This is a genomic window from Kribbella sp. NPDC000426, from assembly GCF_040300265.1.
Lineage (GTDB): Bacteria > Actinomycetota > Actinomycetes > Propionibacteriales > Kribbellaceae > Kribbella.
In genome coordinates this window covers 317,923-338,246 of the sequence record NZ_JBEPDK010000006.1, presented here as the reverse complement: position 1 = coordinate 338,246, position 20,324 = coordinate 317,923, and the positions used below count along the sequence as shown (strand labels likewise).

The window sequence follows — 20,324 nt, the reverse complement described above, 5'->3', positions numbered from 1 at the left end:
GCCACCCACGCTCTGTAATTCTCAGCCGGAGTGGGATTACTTGGCAGAGATTTGGGGTACTACTGTTCGGCCAGCTGCGCCGCTGCGGACAGCGGGATCCGCAGCCAGGTCGGCCGGTTCCGGGCCTCGTACAGCACCTCGTAGATCACCTTGTCGGCGAGGAACGAGTTCAGCAGCACGGTCTGCTCCCGCGGATCCGCGCCCGCCACCTCGGCGTACCCGTCGCAGAAGGCCTGCTGGTTGCGCGTCGCCCACTCGGCCGCGCGGTACGCGATCTGCTGGTCGCCCTCGTGGTCCTGCAGCAGCGACCGGGCCGCGTAGTCGAACGAGCGCAGCATCCCGGCGATGTCCTTCACCGGGGTGTCCAGCGCGCGCCGCTCGATCAGGGACTTGGCCGGCTCGCCCTCGAAGTCGATCAGCTTCCAGCCGTCGATCGTCCGCAGTACCTGGCCGAGATGGAAGTCGCCGTGGATCCGCTGCACCGTGACCGGCTGGTCGTACGTCGCCAGCGCGTCGAACGCGTGCGCCAGACCGTCGGCGTACGGCGCGAGCTCCGGGATCGCGGACGCCGCGATGTCGAGCCGGCGACGCATCGCGTTCGCGTGCTCGACCAGCTTGGCCGGCTCCCAGATGTCGGTGCCGAGCGCCTTCGCCAGCTCGGAGTGCACCTGCGCGGTGCTCGCGCCGAGCCGGTGCGACTCGGCGGCGAAGTCACCGCCGACCTCCTCGGCGTGCAGGTCGGCCTCGGCGTACAGGTCGCGCACCGACGAGGTCGCGAACGACCAGCCGTCGGTCGCGCTCTTCTGGAACGCGGTCATCATCGCCAGCTCACCGCTGTCGGTGCCGCCGCCGGCGCGCGGCCACCTGCCGCGCGCAGACCCCAGCACCTCCGGGACCAGCTCGGACCCGGACTCGGTGAGCGCCGACTCGATCTCGACCCCCGGATTGGACCCGGGCTCGAGCCGGCGGAACACCTTCAGCAGCGCGACGTCGCCGAACACCAGCGACGTGTTGCTCTGCTCGACGGTGAGGACCAGCGACTGCGCGTCCTCCGGTACTTCGATGGTCCGGTCCGGAGCCTGGACGGGATGGAACTCCAGCCCGTCCAGCTGCCGTCCGTGCGTCAGCCCGTCCAGCCAGTACGGCGTTGCTCCCTTGTCGTGCAAGGCGTCGTACACCCAGACGTCGGCGTCGCCGAGATCCGGCTCCGCCCACTCACCGATCAGCGCATGGCCGAGGTTGTCGACCGGCGCGCGGTGGTAGCTGAGCGGGAGCTGGTACACCCGGATCGGGATCTCCACCCCAGGCGGACCCGCACAGTAGACGAACCCGATCCGGACCGCCGGCCAGGCGCCCTCGTCCGACAGCCACACCGAGGTGGCCATCGCTTCGACGCGGACGTCGTGTCCCTTCTCCCCGAACCACCGCTGGCTCGCGCAGAAGGACTGGACCTGGTCCAGATGCGAATTCACTACATGCTCTCCTCGTGGTCAGCCGGCTTCGCCAGCCGGAACCAGTAGAAACCGTGGGCGCCCAGCGTCAGAAGGTAGGGCAACTCCCCGATCGTCGGGAAGTGCACACCGCCCAGCAACTCGATCGGCTCCACTCCTTGCCACTGCCGCAGGTCCAGCTCGATCGGCTGCGGGAACCGGGACAGGTTGTTCACGCACAGCACGATGTCGTCGCCGAACTCGCGAACGTAGGACAGCACGCTCGGGTTGGAACCGCCCAGATCCGTAAAAGTACCCATCCCGAAACAGGGATGCTGCTTACGGGTCTGGATCATCCGCCGGGTCCAGTGCAGCAGCGACGAGGCGTTCTCCATCTCGGCCTCGACGTTCACCGCCTGGAAGCCGTAGACCGGGTCCATGATCACCGGCAGGCCCAGCTTGCCGGGTGTCGCGGTGGAGAACGAGGCGTTGCGGTCGGGGGACCACTGCATCGGCGTCCGAACGCCGTCGCGGTCGCCCAGCCAGATGTTGTCGCCCATGCCGATCTCGTCGCCGTAGTACAGGATCGGGGAGCCGGGCAGGCTCAGCAGCAGCGCGGTGAACAACTCCATCTTGTTGGTGTCGTTGTCCAGCAGCGGTGCGAGCCGGCGGCGGATGCCGATGTTCGCCTTCATCCGCGGGTCCTGCGCGTACTCCGACCACATGTAGTCGCGGTCCTCGTCGGTCACCATCTCGAGCGTGAGCTCGTCGTGGTTGCGCAGGAAGATGCCCCATTGGCAGGTGTCCGGGATCTCCGGCGTCTGGGCCAGGATCTCCGAGATCGGGAACCGCGACTCCCGCCGTACACCCATGAAGATGCGCGGCATCACCGGGAAGTGGAACGCCATCTGGCACTCGTCGCCGCCGGAGTCGCGGTCGCCGAAGTACTCGACCACGTCGGCGGGCCACTGGTTCGCCTCGCAGAGCAGGACGCGGTCCTCGTAGTTCGCGTCCACCTCCTTGCGGATCCGCTTCAGGAACTCGTGGGTCCGGGGGAGGTTCTCGCAGTTGGTGCCGTCGGTCTCGAACAGGTACGGGACCGCGTCCAGCCGGAAACCGTCCACGCCGCGGTCCAGCCAGAACTTCAGCGCGTCGACGATCGCGTCGCCGACGGCGGGGTTCTCGAAGTTCAGGTCCGGCTGGTTGGAGTAGAACCGGTGCCAGAAGTACTGGCCGCGGACCGGGTCCCAGGTCCAGTTCGACTGCTCGGTGTCGACGAAGATGATGCGCGCGTCGGCGTACTTGTCGTCGGTGTCGGACCAGACGTAGAAGTCGCCGAACGGGCCGGTCGGGTCCTCCCGCGACGCCTTGAACCAGGGGTGCTGGTCCGAGGTGTGGTTCATGACGAAGTCGACGATCACCCGGATGCCGCGCGCGTGCGCCTGGACCAGGAACTCCTCGAAGTCCTGCACGGTGCCGACCTCCGGCATCACGCCGGTGTAGTCGGCGACGTCGTACCCGCCGTCGCGCAGCGGTGACGGCTGGAACGGGGGCAACCAGAGGCAGTCGACCCCGAGCCACTCGAGATAGTCGAGTTTCTCGGTCAGACCCTGCAGGTCGCCGATGCCGTCGGCGTTCGAGTCCTTGAAGGACCGCACGAGGACCTCGTAGAAGACGGCCCGCTTGAACCACAGCGGGTCACTCTTCGTCAGTCCGTGGTGCTGCTCCGGCAGCATGTCGGTCACGCTCACCTCCATCGGGTGTCTCCAAACCTAGTTCCCGTACCCCGTTCGGGCGCACCTAAAAGGGGAGGGCAGTGCATTGATCCCGGAAGAACCCGGGAGGTACCGCGGTGATGTGGTGACGCCGTCGGTCGGACGGTCCCGCAAGGCGTTCCGCATAGTCTGACGGCCCTTCGCCAGTACAAGCAAATGGGCTCGCACACAGTCGTACCAACAGGCCCGCGGTCAGCGCCGGGGTCCGCGTTCCTGCTCCCGTTGCGTGTACTGCGCGGCCCCGCGCCGGCCTCCGCCGCGCAGCCGCCGGGGCCGCCTCTTCACCGCCTCGGTCGCGGGCGGTTGCCCTTTGTCGTAGGGAAAGAGCCGGTCGTCAGGCGTGATGACCGCGTCCGGCGTGAACACGCCGTCCGGCTCCGCCGGATCTCCGGCCTCCAGGGGCTTGTTCGCCATCAGGCGTCCTCGAGCGTGACGACCAATTGCTCGGGGATGCCTACCACGTCGGCCAGCGCCACGAGGGCGGACTTCAGGTCCTCGATCGCGGCTTCACGGGTTTCACCTTCACCGTTCGCGAACGCGTCCGGGGTCAGGGCTGCCGAGGCTGTCCAGCCGCCGTCCTCCGTGTCCTCGGTAACGACGAAGGACACTGTGATGTCTCGCTGCAACTTCGCCTCCTGGCTACTGAGTGTTGTCGCGATCGTAGGACCGGGAGTGGGTCAGTTACGGGAGGTCTATGACGAGGTGGTCGGGGATGCCGGAATCGGCTGTTGCTTGGGTGATTGAGGTGCGGAGGTCTTCTAGGGCTGCTTCGCGGGTTTCGCCTTCGCCCTGGAGGAAGATGTCGGGGGTCAGGGCGGCTTCGGCGAGCCAGGTGCCGTCTTCGTCTTGTTCTACGACGTACGGGACGTGGAGCTGGGGCACAGGGGATCCTCAGTCGCGGGGGTCGGCGGACTTGCGGGGGCGGCGGGTGTACTTGGTGAAACCGGCTCGCTCGGCGTCGGCCTCGGTGCGGAACCAGACCTCGGGCTTGGTGCGGCCGTAGTACGGCGAATCCGGTGTGTGGAACAGCATCGACTGTGCATTGCCCTTGATCGTGAACCCGTCCGGCGGGCCCTGGTGCGGTACGGCGTCTGCCGAGCCCTCGCCGTACCGTCCGGGTGGTACGTCGACCGTCGTCTGCGGCTCCGGGGCTGCCATGTCGACGTCGAACAGCGTCGGCTCCGCCTCCATCACCCGCGAGAAGACAGGCTGCGGCGTCTCCTGGACAGGAGCCTCCGGCGCGGCAGTTGCCGGCGGTGCTGGTGCCTGTGGTGTGGCGGGCGGCCGTGGTGGGGCAGCTGTTTGGGGCGCGCTGCGTGGCCGAGGTGTGGCGGTGGTCTTTGAGCCCACGCCGGCCCCGACGAGGACTGGTTCTTCCTCGAGCTGGCTGTCTGCGAGGGCGGGTGCTGGGCGGCGGCGGTCCAGGAGGAGCCAGGTGATGGCTGCGCCGAGGAAGAAGGCGAGCAGGGACCACAGCCAGTTGTGGCGTAACAGCCAGCTCATCCGTGTGCCCCCCGCACCAGTCGGTGGACGAGCCATGCGGCCGCGCTGCCCAGGACGAAGGCGACCAGTAGCAGGATCCAGGTCTCGGCGATCAGCCAACTCATTCAGTTCCCCTGCACTACTCGGAGCTCGGCCCGGCGGTTCGCGATCCGCCCGGCGCCGGTGGCGTTGGAAGCGATCGGGAAGGCCTGCCCGTACCCGTGCGCGAGGATGCGGTTCCCATTGACCCCGAGCCGCACCAGCTCCGCCTTCACAGCGGCAGCACGACGCTCGGACAGCGGCAGACTGGTCGCCGGCGAACCCAGATCGTCGGTATGACCGGCCACCTCGACCCGCACCGTCGTACACGTCTTCAGTACTGCGGCCGCCCGCACCACCGACGGCTTCGACGCGTCGTTGACGATCGACGTACCGGACAGGAAGTTGATCTTGTAGACCCGGTTGAACTCGGCCAGCCGGGTCTGGAACGTACGGCACGGCTCGCTCAGCGCGGTCTTCGGCGGCGTCGGCAGCTGCAGTTGGTCGGCCACAACCGCACCGGGCACGGCCTTCGCAGCGGCCCGTCCGACGGTCGCCTTGGTCGCCTGGTCCGGCACCTCACCTGACAGCGTGACCGTGTCCCCGTCGTACCGCACAGAAGCGTCGCCCGACCCGATCGCGAGCGCCCGCAGCAGCGCGGACAGCGTCGCCGCATCGGCGAGCCCGTTGGCCGCGTCGATCGTCGTCCGGTCGTCGTACTGCCGGTCCGGGCCGAGCAACTGGTCGACCTCCGCGGACAGCGCGTCCTTGACCGCTTGACTCTGCACGGGCGCCTGCACCCGGATCGACCGATCCGTCCGCCCGACCTCGAACGCCGGTACGCCGGACTCCTCGGCCGGCTCGCTGGTAGTAGTCGGTGTCGGCGTAGCCCCGCCCTCGACCCGGACCGAGCGGACCCCTTCGACCCCGGCCGCGATCTCCCGGACCTGCGCCGGATCCGCGTCACCGGAGACGACGATCTTCGCGTCCCGCCCGTCGAAATCGACGGCCGCGTTCTCGATCCCGCGGGCCTTGAGCGCGGCGACCGTACGGTCCCGGAGGTCGTCCTCGGTGGTGTCGGCCTTGGCGGGAATCAGCACAGCCGTCAGCAGTACAGGTACTGCGAGAGCCGCGAGCAACCAGATGATGAGCGGCCGCCGAACCAGACCGGGCACTGTTCCTCCGTGGATGCGGTCAGAGTGGCCGTGCGCGAGGAGACTACTCCGCATCGCCCCGGCTCCGCACACTCTGCGGGGGAGCGTCGCCGATTTTCCTTCTGCAGAAGCTGTCCGTGGGAACTTGTCCTGTCTCGGACAGGACGCATATGTGCCAGCTCGGTGCGCAACGAATCGCTTGACTTAGTTCGCGCCGTGAACCGTACTTGTGGCGGGCTTGTCGACCGGGAGGGGCTTGCTGTGATGTCGATGGAGAGGTCGTCCGATTCGTCACTGATCATCGGCGTGGCCGCGTCCACGGCCGAACGAGTACACCTGGCCCGCCTGCTCGGCGAGGCCGACGCACTGCTGCTGGTGTCGAGCGCGGACCAGGCCCGCGCGTTCCTGGAGCTCACCGGAGTCACGATCGCGCCGAGTTCGGCGGTGATGGCTCCGGCGGTGGTGCCGGTCGCCAAACCGATCAGGGCGGTACCGGAGCCGGTCGCCGAACTGCGCCTGGACGTCGACCGCCGCGTGGTCCGCTGGAAGGACCGCGAGATGCCGCTGACCCGGCTGGAGCACGACTTCCTGCACTGCTTGGTGACTGAGCCCGGCCGCGTCTGGACGTACCAGCGCCTCCACCACGCCGTCTGGGGCAACGAGCACCTGGGCCACGGCTCGCACATCCACTCCGTCGTCAAACGCCTCCGCCAGAAACTCACCAACCTCGGCGCCACCGTCACCATCCACGCAGTCCGAGGCGTCGGCTTCCACCTCCTGCCGACGACCTGACGCGCTTTCCGGAAACTATTCGTCGCCTGCCGACCAGAACATTCCACAAAGGGCTCGGCCCCCGGACCATGTGGTCCGGGGGCCGGGCTTTCTACTTAGGTGACTACTTGATCGACTTCAGGGCGAAGTTTTCGGTGACCGGTGTGCCGGCTACCAGCTTCGTGGTGCGGGTCTGGGGTTTGTAGCCGTCCTTGGCGGCGATCAGGGTGAGCGGGTTGTTGCGACGGTCGAGCCAGTACGCGTACTGGCCGTTCTTGTCGGTGATGAAGGTGTAGGACTGCGCCCACGAGTCGACCTCGACGATCGCGCCCGGGAGGGCGGCGGTGGCGCCGGACGAGCTGACGCCCGTGACGGTGCCCTGCAGCTTGCTCCAGGTGTTCGGCGGGGTGACGTTCATCGTGACGCCGACGGCAGGCACGCTGTACGGCGTGTTCTCGCCGATCGTCACGGCGCCGCTGTAGGCGCCGGGCTGGTCGACGTTCGCGGTGAGCGTGACCTTGACGGTCGTCGACTGTCCCGGGGCCAGCGTGGCCTCGGTCTTGTCGAGCGACATCCAGCTCACGTCCGCCGACGACTCCGAGCAGTCCTCGAGACCCGGCAGGGCCTCACTGTCCACGGTGGCGTTGAAGCTGCCGGACGAGCCACCGATCTTGTAGAAGCCACACGCCGCGCCACCGCGGTACCGCGGCAGGTTGGCGTTCGGCAGCGCGGTCCAGCTGTCCGACGCGGGGTCGTACGAGAACCCTGCGTTGGTCACCGCACCGGCCTGGACACCGCCGACGACGAGCAGTTTGCCGCCGGCGACGGCGTACGACGCCGCCCAGTGGTCGGACGGAGCGTCCGCGATCGCGGTCCAGGAGTCTGCTCCCGGGTCGTAGACGTAGGCCGACTTCAGCGAGTTCGTGCCGTCGTTACCGCCGGCGCAGTACAGCTTGCCGTCGATGGCGCCGCAGGATGCGAACGCGACCGACTGCGGGTAGTTCGCCAGCGTCTCCCAGGTGTTGGCGGCCGCGTCGTAGCGGACCACCGTGTTGCTCATCGGCAGACAGCCGGACGTGGTGCACCCGCCGACGGCGTACAGCTTGCCGTCGAGCACGGCCTGACCGGCGGCCGCACGCGGAGCCGGGTTGGCCGCGAGCGCGGACCAGGCGTTGGCGGCCGGGTCGTACGACCAGGTCTCCGGCGCCGGGCCGGCGTCCGCCCAGCCGGAGCTGGCGATGATCTTGCCGCCCACGACACCGACGGTGATGGCGTTGCGAGCACCCGGCAGCGGGGCGATCGCCGTCCACGCCATCGTGGCCGGGTCGTACACGTAGCTGTTCGCCGTCGACGCGCTGCCGTTGCCGCCGCCGATCGAGTAGACCTTGCCGTCGAGGTTGACGACGCGGTTGTCCATCACGGTCGCCGGGTAGTCGGCGATGTCGGCCCACGGAGCCGCCTGCGGCTTCGCGGCGACCGGTGCGGCACCGGTCTTGCCCGACAGCATCCGGGCGAACGAGGTGTTCACGGCGAGCCGCTGCAGCGGTGCGCCGACCCCGCTCTCCACCTCGGCCTTGGTGGTCTTGGTGCCGTTCGCGTTCTCCAGGACGAAGCCGCTGTCCTTCTCACCGAACTTCACGTCGACATCCGCGCCGCCGGTGTTGGTGACCTTGAACGACTTGGTCACGGTGCCGGTCGGCAGCTTCAGGTTGCCGGTGATGCTGCCCGGCGTGACCGACAGCTGGCCGGCCTTCAGCGAGTAGTCGGCCGTGGTGGTCCAGTCGGCCTCGACCGGAACGGTCGCGGTCGAGCTGACGTAGTTGCCGGCCTTGGCGGTGAAGACCTGGTCGCCGTCCACGGACGAGTACAGCCAGTAGAAGCCGTCGTTGAGACCGGTGTCCTCGGGCGTCGCCACGGTGGTCGCGCTCTCCGACGAGCCGTCACGGGTGACGACCGCGCCGTTCACGAAACCGCTCGTGTTGGCGTCCTTGACGTTGCCGACGACGAGACCGCCGCCGGTCGGCACACAGGTGACCTGGCTGCCGATCAGTACGTTGTCGACCTCCCACCACCAGGCGTACGCCGCGTCCCAGTAGTGGAACCGCACCTGTACGGCGGACTTGCCGGCCGCCTGCGGGATCGCGATCTCCTTGACGCCGCGGAGGTCGGAGATCTGGGTCAGTACGGTCGACCAGGTCGCGCCGCCGTCGATCGAGAGGTCCACGTCGGCCTTCTCGCCGCTGAGCCAGTTGAGGTCCTGGTTGAACCGGATCACCGGGGCGGTGACCGCGCTCAGGTCCACGACCGGGCTGACCATCGAGGTGTCCTGCAGACCGCCGGGGCCGTACCGGTCGCTGTCGATGACCGCGAACTTGCCGCTGCCGCCGGACAGGTTGCCCCGGTTGCCCGGGTCGTTGAACTGCCAGACCTGGCCGTTGCCCTTGTTGTCGACGACGGTCCAGCCGCTCGGCGTGGTGCCGGCGTCGAACGTCTCGTAGACGCCGTCCGAGCCCCACTTGTAACCGGGCGCGGTGGTGCACGAGTCGGCGTCGGCCGGAACCGAGATGTTCTTGGTCAGGTTGCCGCTGCCGACGGTGATCGGCTGGCTGACGGTCTGGTAGCCCGGGTACTTCGTCTCGATCTTGAGCGAGTAGTCCGCACCGGACGGGACCTTCAGGCTGTAGCGGCCGTTGCTCGGGGTCGTGTAGTCGAACACGCCACCCGGGCCTTCTACCGACACCTTCGCGTACAGCGGCCAGCCGTGGCCGGAGCCGTCCGTGACGGTACCGCCCACACTCACCTGCGGAGTGCTCTCCAGGGCGAAGTTCTTGGTGGTGGTCTGACCGGTGGTGATGGTGGCCGTGGCGGTCTGGGTCTTGTACCCGAACGACGCGACCGTGAGCGTGTAGTCGCCGGCCGGAAGCACCGACGAGAACGTGCCGTTGCTGCTGGTGGTCAGCGTCTTGTCGGGCTGGCCCGCGGCCTGGATCGTCACGCTGGCGCCGGCGAGGGCCGCACCACCGGTGGCGGCGGTGACGGTGCCGGACAGCGTGCCGGTGTCGCCGATCGGCGCAGCGTTGAGCAGCGCGAGCGCGTCCAGACGTCCCTGACCGAAGACGTTGTTGTTCGCGTCCGTGCCGCCGCACTGGCTGTTCGGCGTGTCGATAGCGGTCTGGTTCAGCAGCGCCCGCGTGGCCGCGACGTCACCCTTCAGGGACGGCGATGCCGACCACAGCAGGGCGACAGTGGCCGTCAGGTGCGGCGTTGCCATCGACGTACCGTTGAACGCGCCGTAGGTGTTACCCGGCAGGCTGGACCGGACATTGACACCGGGGGCCGAGATGTTCGGCTTGATGGTGCCGTCCTGGCCGACCCCGCGACCGGAGAACGACGCGATGTTGTTGTTGATGTCGTAGGCGCCGGCCGAGTAGTTGCTGGTCAGGCTGCCCGGCGAACCGGAGGTGTTGCAGCCGCCCTCACCACTGTTGCCGTTGGCGAACGCACCGAAGATCCCGGACGCGGTCCAGGCCAGGGTGATGTCCTCCATGAACGGGTCGTTCGACGGCAACGTCGAGCCCCACGAGTTGTTGATGACGTTCGGCCGCTTGCTCGCGTCCGGGTTCTGCCCGGCGAGGTCGGTCGGCTCGAGCATCCACTGGCCGGACGAGATCAGCGCGGCGTCGCTCGGGCAGCAGCCGTTCGCGGCGATCCACTTCACGCCCGGGGCGACACCGATCTGGTTGCCCGCGCCGTCGTCGCCGACCATGGTGCCCATCGTGTGGGTGCCGTGGCCGTTGCCGTCGGACGGTGCGTTCGGCGAGGTGCCGGCCGCGTCGAACCAGTTGTAGTTGTGGTCGAAGGTGCCGTCGCCGTTGTTGCCGCGGTACTGCTTCACCAGCGCCGGGTGGTCGTACTGGACCCCGGTGTCGATGCTGGCGACGACGATGCCCTCACCCTTGTCGCCGTACTGCGACCAGACCTGGTTCGCCTTGATGTTCGCGACGCCCCACTCGACGGCCTGGACCGCCTTCTCCTGCTGGCCCGGCGTGACCTTCGGTACCTCGATCTGGACGGGGGCGTACAGGCCCTCGACCTCGGTGTGGGTGGCCAGGTCCTGGGCCAGGGCGAGCGATCCGCTCTCGATCCGGATCGCGTTCGTACCCCAGAACGCCTGGTACTTCACGTGTTGCGCGTCCAGTTCGGCGCGGATCGACTTCTGGCTGTCCGCGGCGGCCTTCTTCAGCGCGGCCGCCACGGCGGTACCGCGCTCGTTCCAGTTGGTGATCTTGCTGGCGGCGGTCAGGTCGGCCTTGGCGCCGAAACGGACCCAGTAGTCCGTTGCGGACTTGGCGTCCTTCCCGTCCAGTTTCGCCATGAGTTCCGGCTTGATCTTGGCGGCGGGCGATGGCGTGGCTTCCGGTTTCGTCGGAGGCGACGCTTGGGCTTGGCCGGCGGCGGCCATCCCGGTCGCTACGACGGCCAGCGCCGCCAGGGTGCTCACCACAGATCTGGTGAGTCCCTTTCGTGGTTGTGACATCTCTGCAGCCCCTCACTTGAACGACCCCGAGCTCGACTCCCCCGAGTCTTTGCTGCAGGAGGGCGCGAAGACGCACTGTGCCCCCCAGGTCGCGGCATGTGACACCGCAAGCCTGACGTGGAATCTATGTGTCAGAACAACGTGGTAACAAGCACACCTGGTGAGCAACATGTGACTAGCTGTAGGGCGAATCGAGGCAACCTGGGCAAAGGCTGGCAATTCGTTGACGATCTGAGGCAGCCCTTGACATCGTGATCAGATGGTCACCGCCCGTATAGACCTGACCACTACCGGATCCGACGACGAGCCGTTCCCGCTGCTGATCGCGGTTTCGGCCTCTGCCGAGCAACGCGTCCGGCTGGCCGAGCTCGTCGACGACGTCGCGCCGTTGCTGCTGGTCTCCAGCCTCGACGAACTGCGCAGGCTGCTGGTTCCCGCGCAGCAGCCGCCGCCCGCCGCGCCCGAGCACCCCGAACCCCCGGAACCCGATGCGGTCGAAGCCGGCGCGGTCCGGGCCTCGGGAGACGAGCCGGATGCCGACGTACTCACCATCGACCGGGCCCGCTCGGTGGCCCGTTGGCGCGACCGCGAGATCCAGCTGACCGACCTCGAGCACGACCTGCTCACCCGGCTGATGTCGACGCCGTTGCGGGTGTGGTCGTACGACGCTTTGCACCAGACGGTCTGGCGCGATCTCAACGACCGCGGTACCGCCGACGTCCACTCGGTGGTGAAGCGCCTGCGCCGCAAACTCGACGAACTCGGCACCACGGTCACGATCGACGCCGTCCGCGGCATCGGCTTCCGTCTCACCGATCACCAACGCCCGATGATCACGGATCTCCGCGCGGGGTAAGGATGTCTGGGCCCGGGCTCGTGGCTGCACGCGGATCGTGCGATCGTGAGGTCAGGGGGAGGCCGGATGAGCGCCGACGTGATCGTGGTGGGGGGCGGCACCGCAGGTTGCGTGCTGGCGGCCCGGCTGAGTGAAGACGCGGGGTGCTCGGTGTTGCTGGTCGAGTCAGGGCCGGATTATCCGACCCTGGACGAATTGCCGGCCGATGTTGCCGACGCCTCCGCGCCGACCGTTGAGCACGACTGGGGCTATCACGCCGAGGCTGACCTGCTGGACCGGCGCATCCCGCTGCCGCGAGCGCGGTTGATCGGCGGCTGTTCAGCTACGAACGGTTGCTTCGCGCTGCGCGGAGCGCCGGCCGACTACGACCACTGGCAGGCTCTGGGCAATCAGGGGTGGAGCTTCGACGAGGTCCTGCCGTTCTTCCGGCGGCTGGAATCTGACCTGGACTTCGCCGACCAGTGGCACGGGATCGACGGTCCGGTCCCGATCCGCCGCCATCCGGTCGACGAGCTCAACCCGATCCAGCGAGCGTTCATCGATGCCGCCGTCCAGGCCGGGCACGCGTACGTCGAGGACCACAACCGACCAGGCGCAATCGGCGTCGGGCCGACTCCACGCAACGTCCGGGACGGCCTGCGGATGAGCACTGCCGTCACGTACCTCGCCGCCGCCCGGCACCGACCGAACCTCGCCATACGTTCCGGCACGACGATCGCGCGGATAGAGATCGCGCACGGCCGCGTGGTCGGCGTGCGCTCCACAACGGGCGAACTGCTCGAAGCGCACCGCGTCGTACTGGCGGCCGGCACCTACGGCAGTCCGGTGATCCTGGCTCGCTCGGGCGTTGGCTCCGCCGTCCGTCTGTCCCGTCTCGACATCGACGTCGTGGTGGATCTGCCGGCTGTCGGCGAGCATCTGATCGATCACCCGATCGTTGCCGTCGACCTCCCCACGAGACCGGCCGCGGGACCGCGGTTCCAGGCGATCGCCACGCTCTCTCCGACGGCGGGTGGAACGCCGGACCTCCACCTCTTCGCGGCCGGACCGTTCCCCGTCGGCCGTGAGGTCGGCGAGTCCGGCGCGGTCTTCGGAATCGTCGCCGGGCTGATGGCGCCGCGATCGGAGGGATCGGTGCGGCTCCGATCCGCGGACCCGGGCGATCCGCCGCGCATCGACGTCGCACACCTTCGGCACCCCGATGACCTCGCCCGCATGGTCGACGCCACCGTCGAGGCCCGCCGGATCGCCCGCAGCGAGCCGCTCGCCACGCTCGTCACCGGCACCGAGATCGCGCCCGGGCCGGCCGTCGCCGACGACGACCGTGCCGCGATCGCGGAGTCCGTCCGCAGCCGCGTCGCCTCCTACCGCCATCCGGTGGGCACCTGCCGGATGGGCACCGACCCCGACCGGGACGCGGTCGTGGACGCCCGAGGCCGGGTCTACGGCGTCGACGGGCTCCGGGTCGCCGATGCATCGGTGATGCCGACGATCCCGGCCGCCAACACCAACCTGCCGACCATCATGGTGGCCGAGCGCGTGGCCGCCTGGCTGAGGACGTCCGACCCGGTCTGATCGGGTACCCGTTGAGCAGGAACGGTAGTTTCTGCAGGTGTGACCTTCTCTGCGCTGAGTCATCTCGAGTGCCCTCGTTGTGGAGCGATCCACGACGCCGACCAGATCATCGGGCTCTGCCCGTGCGGATCGCCGCTGCTCGCGCGGTACGACCTGCCGTCCGTGACGGTGACGCCGGCCGCGTTGGCCGAGCGCGCGCCGGATCTGTGGCGGTACCACGAGCTGCTGCCGGTGCGATCGCCCGACAACGTGGTGACGCTGGGGGAGGGGATGACGCCGCTGCTGCCGCTGCCCCGGTACGGCGCCGAGCTCGGGGTCGAGCGGCTGCTGATGAAGGACGAGGGGCTGATCCCGACCGGCACGTTCAAGGCGCGGGGCGCGGCCGTCGGGGTGTCGCGCGCGTACGAGGTCGGCGTACGGAAGATCGCGATGCCGACGAACGGGAACGCCGGGTCGGCGTGGGCGGCGTACTCCGCGCGCGCCGGCATGGAGGCGCTGATCGCGATGCCGATCGCGGCGCCGGAGATCTGCCGGCGTGAGGTGACCGTCGTCGGCGCTGAGCTGGTGCTGATCGACGGGCTGATCGGCGACGCGGCGGCGTACGTGCGGGAGCAGACCGGGTACTTCGATGCGTCGACGCTGAAGGAGCCGTACCGCATCGAGGGCAAGAAGACGATGGGCCTGGAGATCGCCGAACAGCTGAACTGGAAGCTGCCGGACGTGATCGTCTACCCGACCGGCGGCGGTGTCGGCATCATCGGCATCTGGAAGGCGCTCAACGAACTGCTCGCCCTCGGCTGGATCTCCGGCCCGCTGCCGCGGCTGGTCGCCGTACAGTCGACCGGGTGCGCGCCGATCGTCCGCGCCTGGGAGAAGGGCCTCCCCGAGAGCGAACCCTGGCCCGACGCCCAGACCGTTGCCTTCGGCATCACCGTCCCCAAGGCCCTCGGCGATTTCCTCGTCCTGCAGGCGATCGCGGAGACCGACGGCTGCGCCGTCGCGGTCGACGACGAGGACATCCTCGCCGAACAACATGCCGTCGCCCGCCTCGAGGGCTCGTTCATCTGCCCCGAAGGCGCCGCCAACTTCGCCGCCATCCGCACCCTGCGAGAGTCCGGCTGGATCCGCGCAGACGACCAAGTAGTAGCCCTCAACACCGGCGCCGGCCTCAAATACCCGGAGACTGTGCCGCTCTGAACCAACCCCGCGCGGCCGGCACCACCTCCTGGGCACTGGAGATAAGCCATTGCCTATCGTCAGTCCCCAGGAGGCCAACCCGCCCGGGTATTCCGGACCGCCGGCGCTCGGCTCAGCGCCGAGGGGGTTGCCATCCGGTGCTGGCTGCCCATCGCTCGGCGGCGGCCATCAGTACGTCGCTTGCGGGGTCCTTGACCCGGCCGTACGCGTTGAGCGTGTCCACCTCAGGTGCCAGCCGTTGCTTGAAGCACGCCCAGGCCTCGCGGCAGCCGCGGTCCGCGGTCAGGAAATCGCGGAAGAGCAAGGCATAACGCTCGTTGGGGTTGCCGGCGATCCGGACGTGCACGTTGCCCGGCCGGGTCGCCGCCGGTGGGCGGAACACGCACTTGTCCCAGGCGGACGGATCACCGTCCCAGCTGTCCGGTACGTGATCGCGCAGTTCGTGTGCGCCCGGCGACCGCGTGAACCCGGCGTCGAGCAGTCCGTTCTCGAGCTTCTCGTCGGGCAACTGCCGCACGATCACCTGGACGTCGATCACATCCTTCGCCGTCATCCCCGGGACGGACGTCGAACCGATGTGATCGACCCGCAGCACGGACGGACCGCCGGCGGTCTTGATGCGAGCGGCCAGCTCGCCGAAGTCCTTCGCCCAGCTCTCCTGCCACTGCGTCAGCTCGATGTCCATCAGCGCATCTTATGAACGCCGGGGACGACCGAGCGACGCGATCTCCGCTCGGTTCAGGCCTGGCCTCGGCGTACTGCGAGGATGTGGGCGGGTTCGGCGTTGGGGTCTAGTTTGATGTAGTTCTGTTGGCCCCAGCGCCAGGTGGCGCCGCTGATTTCGTCGTAGACGGTGAAGGTGTCTTCGGGGCGCATGCCGAGGGCGGCCATGTCGAGGTGGACCATCGACTCGCGGACGGAGTGCGGGTCGGTGTTGACCACGACGATGACGGTGTCGGTGTGGCCGTCGGGGGCGGTCGAGCGCTTCGAGAAGCACATGATCGCTTCGTCGTCGACGGTGTGCAGCGACAGGTTGCGCAACTGCTGGAGCGACGGGTGCCGGCGGCGGATGTTGTTCAGCAGCGTGATGTACGGCGCCAGCGAGCGCCCCTCCGCCTCGGCGGCAGCCCAGTCGCGCGGCCGCAGCTGGAACTTCTCGGTGTCCAGGTACTCCTCGGACCCCGGCCGCAGCGCGACATGCTCGAACAGCTCGTACCCGGCGTACACACCCCAAGCCGGTGACGACGTCGACGCGATCGCCGCACGGATCTTGAACGCGCCCGGACCGCCGTACTGCAGGTACGCCGTGAGGATGTCCGGCGTGTTCACGAAGAAGTTCGGGCGCAGGTAGTGCGCGGTCTCCTTGGTGAGCTCGGTGAGGTACTCCTCGAGCTCCCATTTCTCGTTGCGCCAGGTGAAGTACGTGTACGACTGGTGGAAGCCGACCTTCGCCAGCTCGCGCATCATCGGCCGGCGGGTGAAGGCCTCGGACAGGAACACCACGTCCGGGTCGGTCTTGCGGATCTCGCCGAGCAGGTACTCCCAGAAGTTGACCGGCTTCGTGTGCGGGTTGTCGACGCGGAACACCGTGACGCCCTTGGAGATCCACAGCCGGACGATCCGCAGTACTTCGGCGTAGATGCCTTCGGGGTCGTCGTCGAAGTTGATCGGGTAGATGTCCTGGTACTTCTTCGGCGGGTTCTCGGCGTACGCGATCGAGCCGTCGGCGCGTTTCGCGAACCACTTCGGGTGGTCCTTCACCCACGGGTGGTCCGGCGACGCCTGCAGCGCAAGGTCGATCGCGACCTCGAGCCCGACCTCGCGGGCGCGGCCGACGAAGTACTCGAAGTCCTCGAACGTGCCGAGCTCGGGGTGGATCGCGTCGTGGCCGCCGTCCTCGGAGCCGATCGCCCACGGCGAACCCGGGTCGCCCGGTTTCGGGTCGAGCGTGTTGTTCGGGCCCTTGCGGAACGAGTGGCCGACCGGGTGGATCGGCGGCACGTAGAGGATGTCGAAGCCCATCTTCGCAACGGCTTCGAGTCGCTTCGCCGCAGTACGGAAGGTGCCGGAGGTCCACTGCTCCGACTCTTCGTCGTACGTCGCACCCTCGGAGCGCGGGAAGAACTCGTACCAGCTGCCGTACAGCGCGCGGGTCCGGTCGACCCACACCGGGTACGTCTCCGAGGACGTGATCAGCTCACGCACCGGATACCGGCCGAGGGCCGCGCGGACCTGCGGCGAGATGCCTGCAGCCAAACGGGCCTCCGGCGGCAAGGCGCCGTTCGCCAATGCGTGTGCGGCATCGCTCAATGTCCCTCGGTCGGCCCGCACTGCCGGTGGTACGCCGGCCGCCGCGCGGTCGAAGAACGCGGCGCCCTCGGCGAACATCAGGTCGACGTCGAGGCCGGCCGGCACCTTGATCTCGGCGTTGTGCCGCCACGTCCCGTACGGGTCGCTCCAGCCTTCGACCGCGAACGTCCACGCGCCCTGCTCCTGCAGCGTCACGTCGACGGTCCAGCGGTCCGAGCCCTGGCCCACCGGACTCATCAGCATGCGTCTGGTCTGTCCCGACGGCGACGTCAGTACGACGTTCGCGTTCACCGCGTCGTGGCCCTCACGGAACACCGTGGCCGCGATGGTGAACGTCTCGCCGACCGCCGACTTGGCCGGATACGCTCCGGCGTCGACGGTCGGGGTGACCTCGGTGATCGGGATGCGCCCAGTCATGGCGTGGATGAACTCCCTGTGTCTGGCCGGATGTCAGCAAGTCGGAACTACAGGACTGACGTTATCGGTTCCCAGTAGCCGCCGGTGACACACGGGCCTGCAAAATCTTGCTCGCGTTGCAAGATCGATGCACGCCGAAGGTGTTTTGCGCACCCCGGCCCGGTACGGTGTCCCGGTGCGAGCGATACGACGATTCTCCGTCCGCCCTGTCCTGCCTGCGCCGCTGACCGGCCTGGGCACCCTGGTGAACAACCTCCGCTGGGCCTGGCACCCGGAGACGCAGGATGTCTTCGAGGCCGTCGACCCGCAGCTGTGGCGGAGCACCGGCGGTGACCCGGTCAAGCTGCTCGGTGAGGTCCCGGCGGCCCGGCTCGACGAGCTGGCCAACGACCACGCTTTCCTGCGCCGGCTGGAACTGGCAGTAGCCGACCTGGACAGCTATGTGACCGAAGACCGGTGGTTCCAGAGCGCCGGATCGCCGCTGAACGCGGTGGCGTACTTCTCCCCGGAGTTCGGCATCACCCACGTCCTCCCGCAGTACTCCGGCGGTCTCGGCATCCTCGCCGGTGACCACTTGAAGGCGGCGAGCGACCTCGGCGTACCGCTGATCGGCGTCGGCCTGCTGTACCGGCACGGGTACTTCACGCAGTCGCTGAACCGTGAGGGCTGGCAGCAGGAGCGTTACCCCCTGGTGGACCCGGACGGGCTGCCGATCAGCCTGCTCCGGGATGGTGACGCACCCGCGACCGTGACGCTGACCTTGCCGGGCAACCGGCAGCTGCACGCGCAGATCTGGGTCGCCCAGGTCGGCCGGGTCCCGCTGCTGATGCTCGACTCCGACATCGAGGAGAACGAGCCGTCCGAGCGCGAGGTGACCGACCGGCTGTACGGCGGCAGCACCGAGCACCGGCTGCTCCAGGAGCTGCTGCTCGGCGTCGGCGGTGTCCGCGCGGTCCGCACGTACTGCCGGATCACCGGTCACGCGGCGCCCGAGGTGTTCCACACCAACGAGGGTCACGCCGGTTTCCTCGGCGTGGAGCGGATCCGCGAGCTGGCCGCCGAGAAGGACCTCGACTTCGACACCGCGCTCGAGGTCAACCGCGGCGGCACCGTGTTCACCACCCACACCCCGGTCCCGGCCGGTATCGACCGGTTCCCGGTCGAGCTGATCCAGCAGCACTTCTCGGCCGACGTGTTCGGTCCCGAGGTGCCGATCGACCGCATCCTGTCCCTCGGCGCCGAGGACTTCGAGGGCGGCGACCCGGCGCTGTTCAACATGGCGATCATGGGCCTGCGGCTGGCGCAGCGGGCCAACGGTGTGTCGAAGCTGCACGGCGTGGTCAGCCGCGGGATGTTCTCCGGGCTGTGGCCGAGCTTCGACTCGACCGACGTACCGATCACCTCGATCACCAACGGCGTGCATGCGCCGACCTGGGTGGCGCGTGAGATCCACGACCTCACCTACGCGAACTACACCGCGGACGAGGACATCTTCGACGGCCTCGACAAGACCACCGACCAGCAGATCTGGGAGACGAAGCGGCTGCTGCGGCAGCGGTTCATCGACGACACCCGGGCGCGGGTCCGGCAGTCCTGGATCAACCGCGGCGCGAGCGAGGCCGAGCTGGGCTGGGTCGACTCGATCCTCGACCCGGACATCCTGACGATCGGGTTCGCCCGGCGGGTCCCGTCGTACAAGCGGCTGACGTTGATGCTGCGCGACCCGGAGCGGCTGAAGGCGCTGCTGCTGCACCCGCAGCGGCCGATCCAGATCGTCATCGCGGGCAAGTCGCACCCGCACGACGAGGGCGGCAAGAAGCTGATTCAGGAGGTCGTCCGGTTCGCCGACGACCCGGACGTGCGGCACCGGATCGTGTTCGTCCCGGACTACGACATCGCGCTGGCCCAGCCGATGTACCCGGGCTGCGACGTCTGGCTCAACAACCCGCTGCGTCCCTACGAGGCGAGTGGCACGTCCGGTATGAAGGCGGCGCTGAACGGTGCGCTGAACCTGTCGATCCGCGACGGTTGGTGGGACGAGTGGTACGACGACGAGTTCGGCTGGGCGATCCCGTCCGCGGACGGCGTCGAGGACACCGACCGGCGTGACGACCTCGAGGCGCACGCGCTGTACGACCTCATCGAGAAGCAGGTCGCGCCGCGTTTCTACGACGGCGCCGTGCCGGCCCGCTGGATCCAGAACCTGCGGAACACGATCAAGGATCTGGGCCCGAAGGTGCTCGCCACCCGGATGGTGCGCGACTACGTCGAGCAGCTGTACGTGCCGGCCGCGAAGTCGTCGCGTTCGCTGAACTCGACGTACGACGGTGCGCGCGAGCTGGCCGCGTGGAAGCAGAAGGTGGTTGCGGCCTGGCCGCAGATCCGCGTCGACCACGTGGAGCTGCAGGGTCTTGGCGACGTGCCGCAGCTCGGCACGACCGTCGGGATCCGCGCCTTCGCGGCGCTCGGCGATCTCGCTCCGGACGACATCTGTGTCGAGGTCCTGCACGGCCGCGTCGACGCCAACGACGAGATCACGGACCCGGTCCGCGCGTCGCTGTCGCTGGCGGAGACGTACGAGGGCAACCGGCACCGCTACGACGGCGAGCTGAAGCTGGACCGCACGGGTCCGTTCGGCTACACGGTCCGCGTGGTCCCGAACCACGTCGCTCTCGCCAGCGTCGCCGAACTCGGCCTGGCCGCCGGCCCGTCCGACCCCGACGACCCGACCACTCCCGATCTACCCGCCGGCTCGGAGTTCTGAGCCCACAACACAAAAGA

General features: G+C 68.5%; 15 protein-coding genes. 5 read left to right on the top strand and 10 right to left on the bottom strand.

What is annotated here, in order from left to right; translation table 11 throughout:
- Positions 1-59 precede the first annotated feature (59 nt).
- From ABT313_RS30245 to arfA, 7 genes are all read right to left on the bottom strand, one after another.
- Entirely contained in the window at positions 60-1,472 is a 1,413-nt protein-coding gene (locus ABT313_RS30245) for a maltokinase N-terminal cap-like domain-containing protein (RefSeq protein ID WP_350860830.1), read from the bottom strand.
- Positions 1,472-3,187 (bottom strand): maltose alpha-D-glucosyltransferase, encoded by a 1,716-nt coding sequence (gene treS / locus ABT313_RS30240; protein ID WP_502884036.1) that lies wholly within the window; start codon positions 3,185-3,187, stop codon positions 1,472-1,474. The genes ABT313_RS30245 and treS overlap by 1 nt, the downstream gene beginning before the upstream one ends.
- A gap of 210 nt (positions 3,188-3,397) precedes the next feature.
- On the bottom strand, positions 3,398-3,619 hold the full coding sequence (locus ABT313_RS30235; protein ID WP_350860828.1) for a hypothetical protein: 222 nt from the start codon (positions 3,617-3,619) through the stop codon (positions 3,398-3,400).
- Positions 3,619-3,831: a hypothetical protein gene (locus tag ABT313_RS30230; RefSeq protein ID WP_350860826.1), complete on the bottom strand. Its 213-nt coding sequence runs from the start codon at positions 3,829-3,831 to the stop codon at positions 3,619-3,621. Before ABT313_RS30230 ends, ABT313_RS30235 begins: the two co-directional genes overlap by 1 nt.
- A 55-nt stretch (positions 3,832-3,886) precedes the next feature.
- Complete coding sequence (locus ABT313_RS30225; protein WP_350860824.1) at positions 3,887-4,087, bottom strand: hypothetical protein; 201 nt, start codon at positions 4,085-4,087, stop codon at positions 3,887-3,889.
- A 9-nt stretch (positions 4,088-4,096) separates the two neighbouring features.
- Positions 4,097-4,708, bottom strand: a complete 612-nt coding sequence (locus ABT313_RS30220) for a sunset domain-containing protein (RefSeq protein WP_350860822.1) — start codon at positions 4,706-4,708, stop codon at positions 4,097-4,099.
- Positions 4,709-4,812: 104 nt separating this feature from the next.
- The gene (gene arfA, locus ABT313_RS30215) at positions 4,813-5,901 is read right to left on the bottom strand and encodes a channel-forming protein ArfA/OmpATb (protein WP_350860820.1); all 1,089 of its coding nucleotides are present in this window, start codon (positions 5,899-5,901) and stop codon (positions 4,813-4,815) included.
- A gap of 249 nt (positions 5,902-6,150) precedes the next feature.
- Here arfA and ABT313_RS30210 point away from each other — a divergent pair, with 249 nt between their 5' ends.
- A complete protein-coding gene (locus tag ABT313_RS30210) occupies positions 6,151-6,672 on the top strand; it encodes a winged helix-turn-helix domain-containing protein (RefSeq protein WP_350860818.1) in 522 nt (173 codons plus the stop codon).
- A 103-nt stretch (positions 6,673-6,775) separates the two neighbouring features.
- Here the strand turns inward: ABT313_RS30210 and ABT313_RS30205 are convergent, their stop codons facing one another.
- On the bottom strand, positions 6,776-11,152 hold the full coding sequence (locus ABT313_RS30205) for a S8 family serine peptidase (protein WP_350860816.1): 4,377 nt from the start codon (positions 11,150-11,152) through the stop codon (positions 6,776-6,778).
- A gap of 295 nt (positions 11,153-11,447) precedes the next feature.
- Here ABT313_RS30205 and ABT313_RS30200 point away from each other — a divergent pair, with 295 nt between their 5' ends.
- The 3 genes from ABT313_RS30200 (at position 11,448) to ABT313_RS30190 (ending at position 14,816) form a co-directional block, all read left to right on the top strand.
- A complete protein-coding gene (locus tag ABT313_RS30200; protein ID WP_350860814.1) occupies positions 11,448-12,044 on the top strand; it encodes a winged helix-turn-helix domain-containing protein in 597 nt (198 codons plus the stop codon).
- A gap of 66 nt (positions 12,045-12,110) precedes the next feature.
- Positions 12,111-13,619: a GMC family oxidoreductase gene (locus tag ABT313_RS30195; RefSeq protein WP_350860812.1), complete on the top strand. Its 1,509-nt coding sequence runs from the start codon at positions 12,111-12,113 to the stop codon at positions 13,617-13,619.
- Positions 13,620-13,658: 39 nt separating this feature from the next.
- Positions 13,659-14,816, top strand: a complete 1,158-nt coding sequence (locus ABT313_RS30190; RefSeq protein ID WP_350860810.1) for a threonine synthase — start codon at positions 13,659-13,661, stop codon at positions 14,814-14,816.
- Between the two features lie 112 nt (positions 14,817-14,928).
- Here ABT313_RS30190 and ABT313_RS30185 read toward each other — a convergent pair whose 3' ends face one another.
- Both ABT313_RS30185 and ABT313_RS30180 read right to left on the bottom strand, forming a co-directional pair.
- Positions 14,929-15,501 (bottom strand): GrpB family protein, encoded by a 573-nt coding sequence (locus ABT313_RS30185; RefSeq protein WP_350860808.1) that lies wholly within the window; start codon positions 15,499-15,501, stop codon positions 14,929-14,931.
- A 53-nt stretch (positions 15,502-15,554) separates the two neighbouring features.
- Positions 15,555-17,543 carry an alpha-1,4-glucan--maltose-1-phosphate maltosyltransferase gene (locus ABT313_RS30180; protein ID WP_350860806.1) on the bottom strand — a complete coding sequence of 663 codons (1,989 nt, stop codon included), beginning with the start codon at positions 17,541-17,543 and terminating at the stop codon, positions 15,555-15,557.
- A gap of 175 nt (positions 17,544-17,718) precedes the next feature.
- On the opposite strand from ABT313_RS30180, the gene glgP reads away from it, so the two are divergent.
- Positions 17,719-20,307 (top strand): alpha-glucan family phosphorylase, encoded by a 2,589-nt coding sequence (glgP, locus tag ABT313_RS30175; RefSeq protein WP_350860804.1) that lies wholly within the window; start codon positions 17,719-17,721, stop codon positions 20,305-20,307.
- The last annotated feature ends 17 nt before the right edge of the window (positions 20,308-20,324 follow it).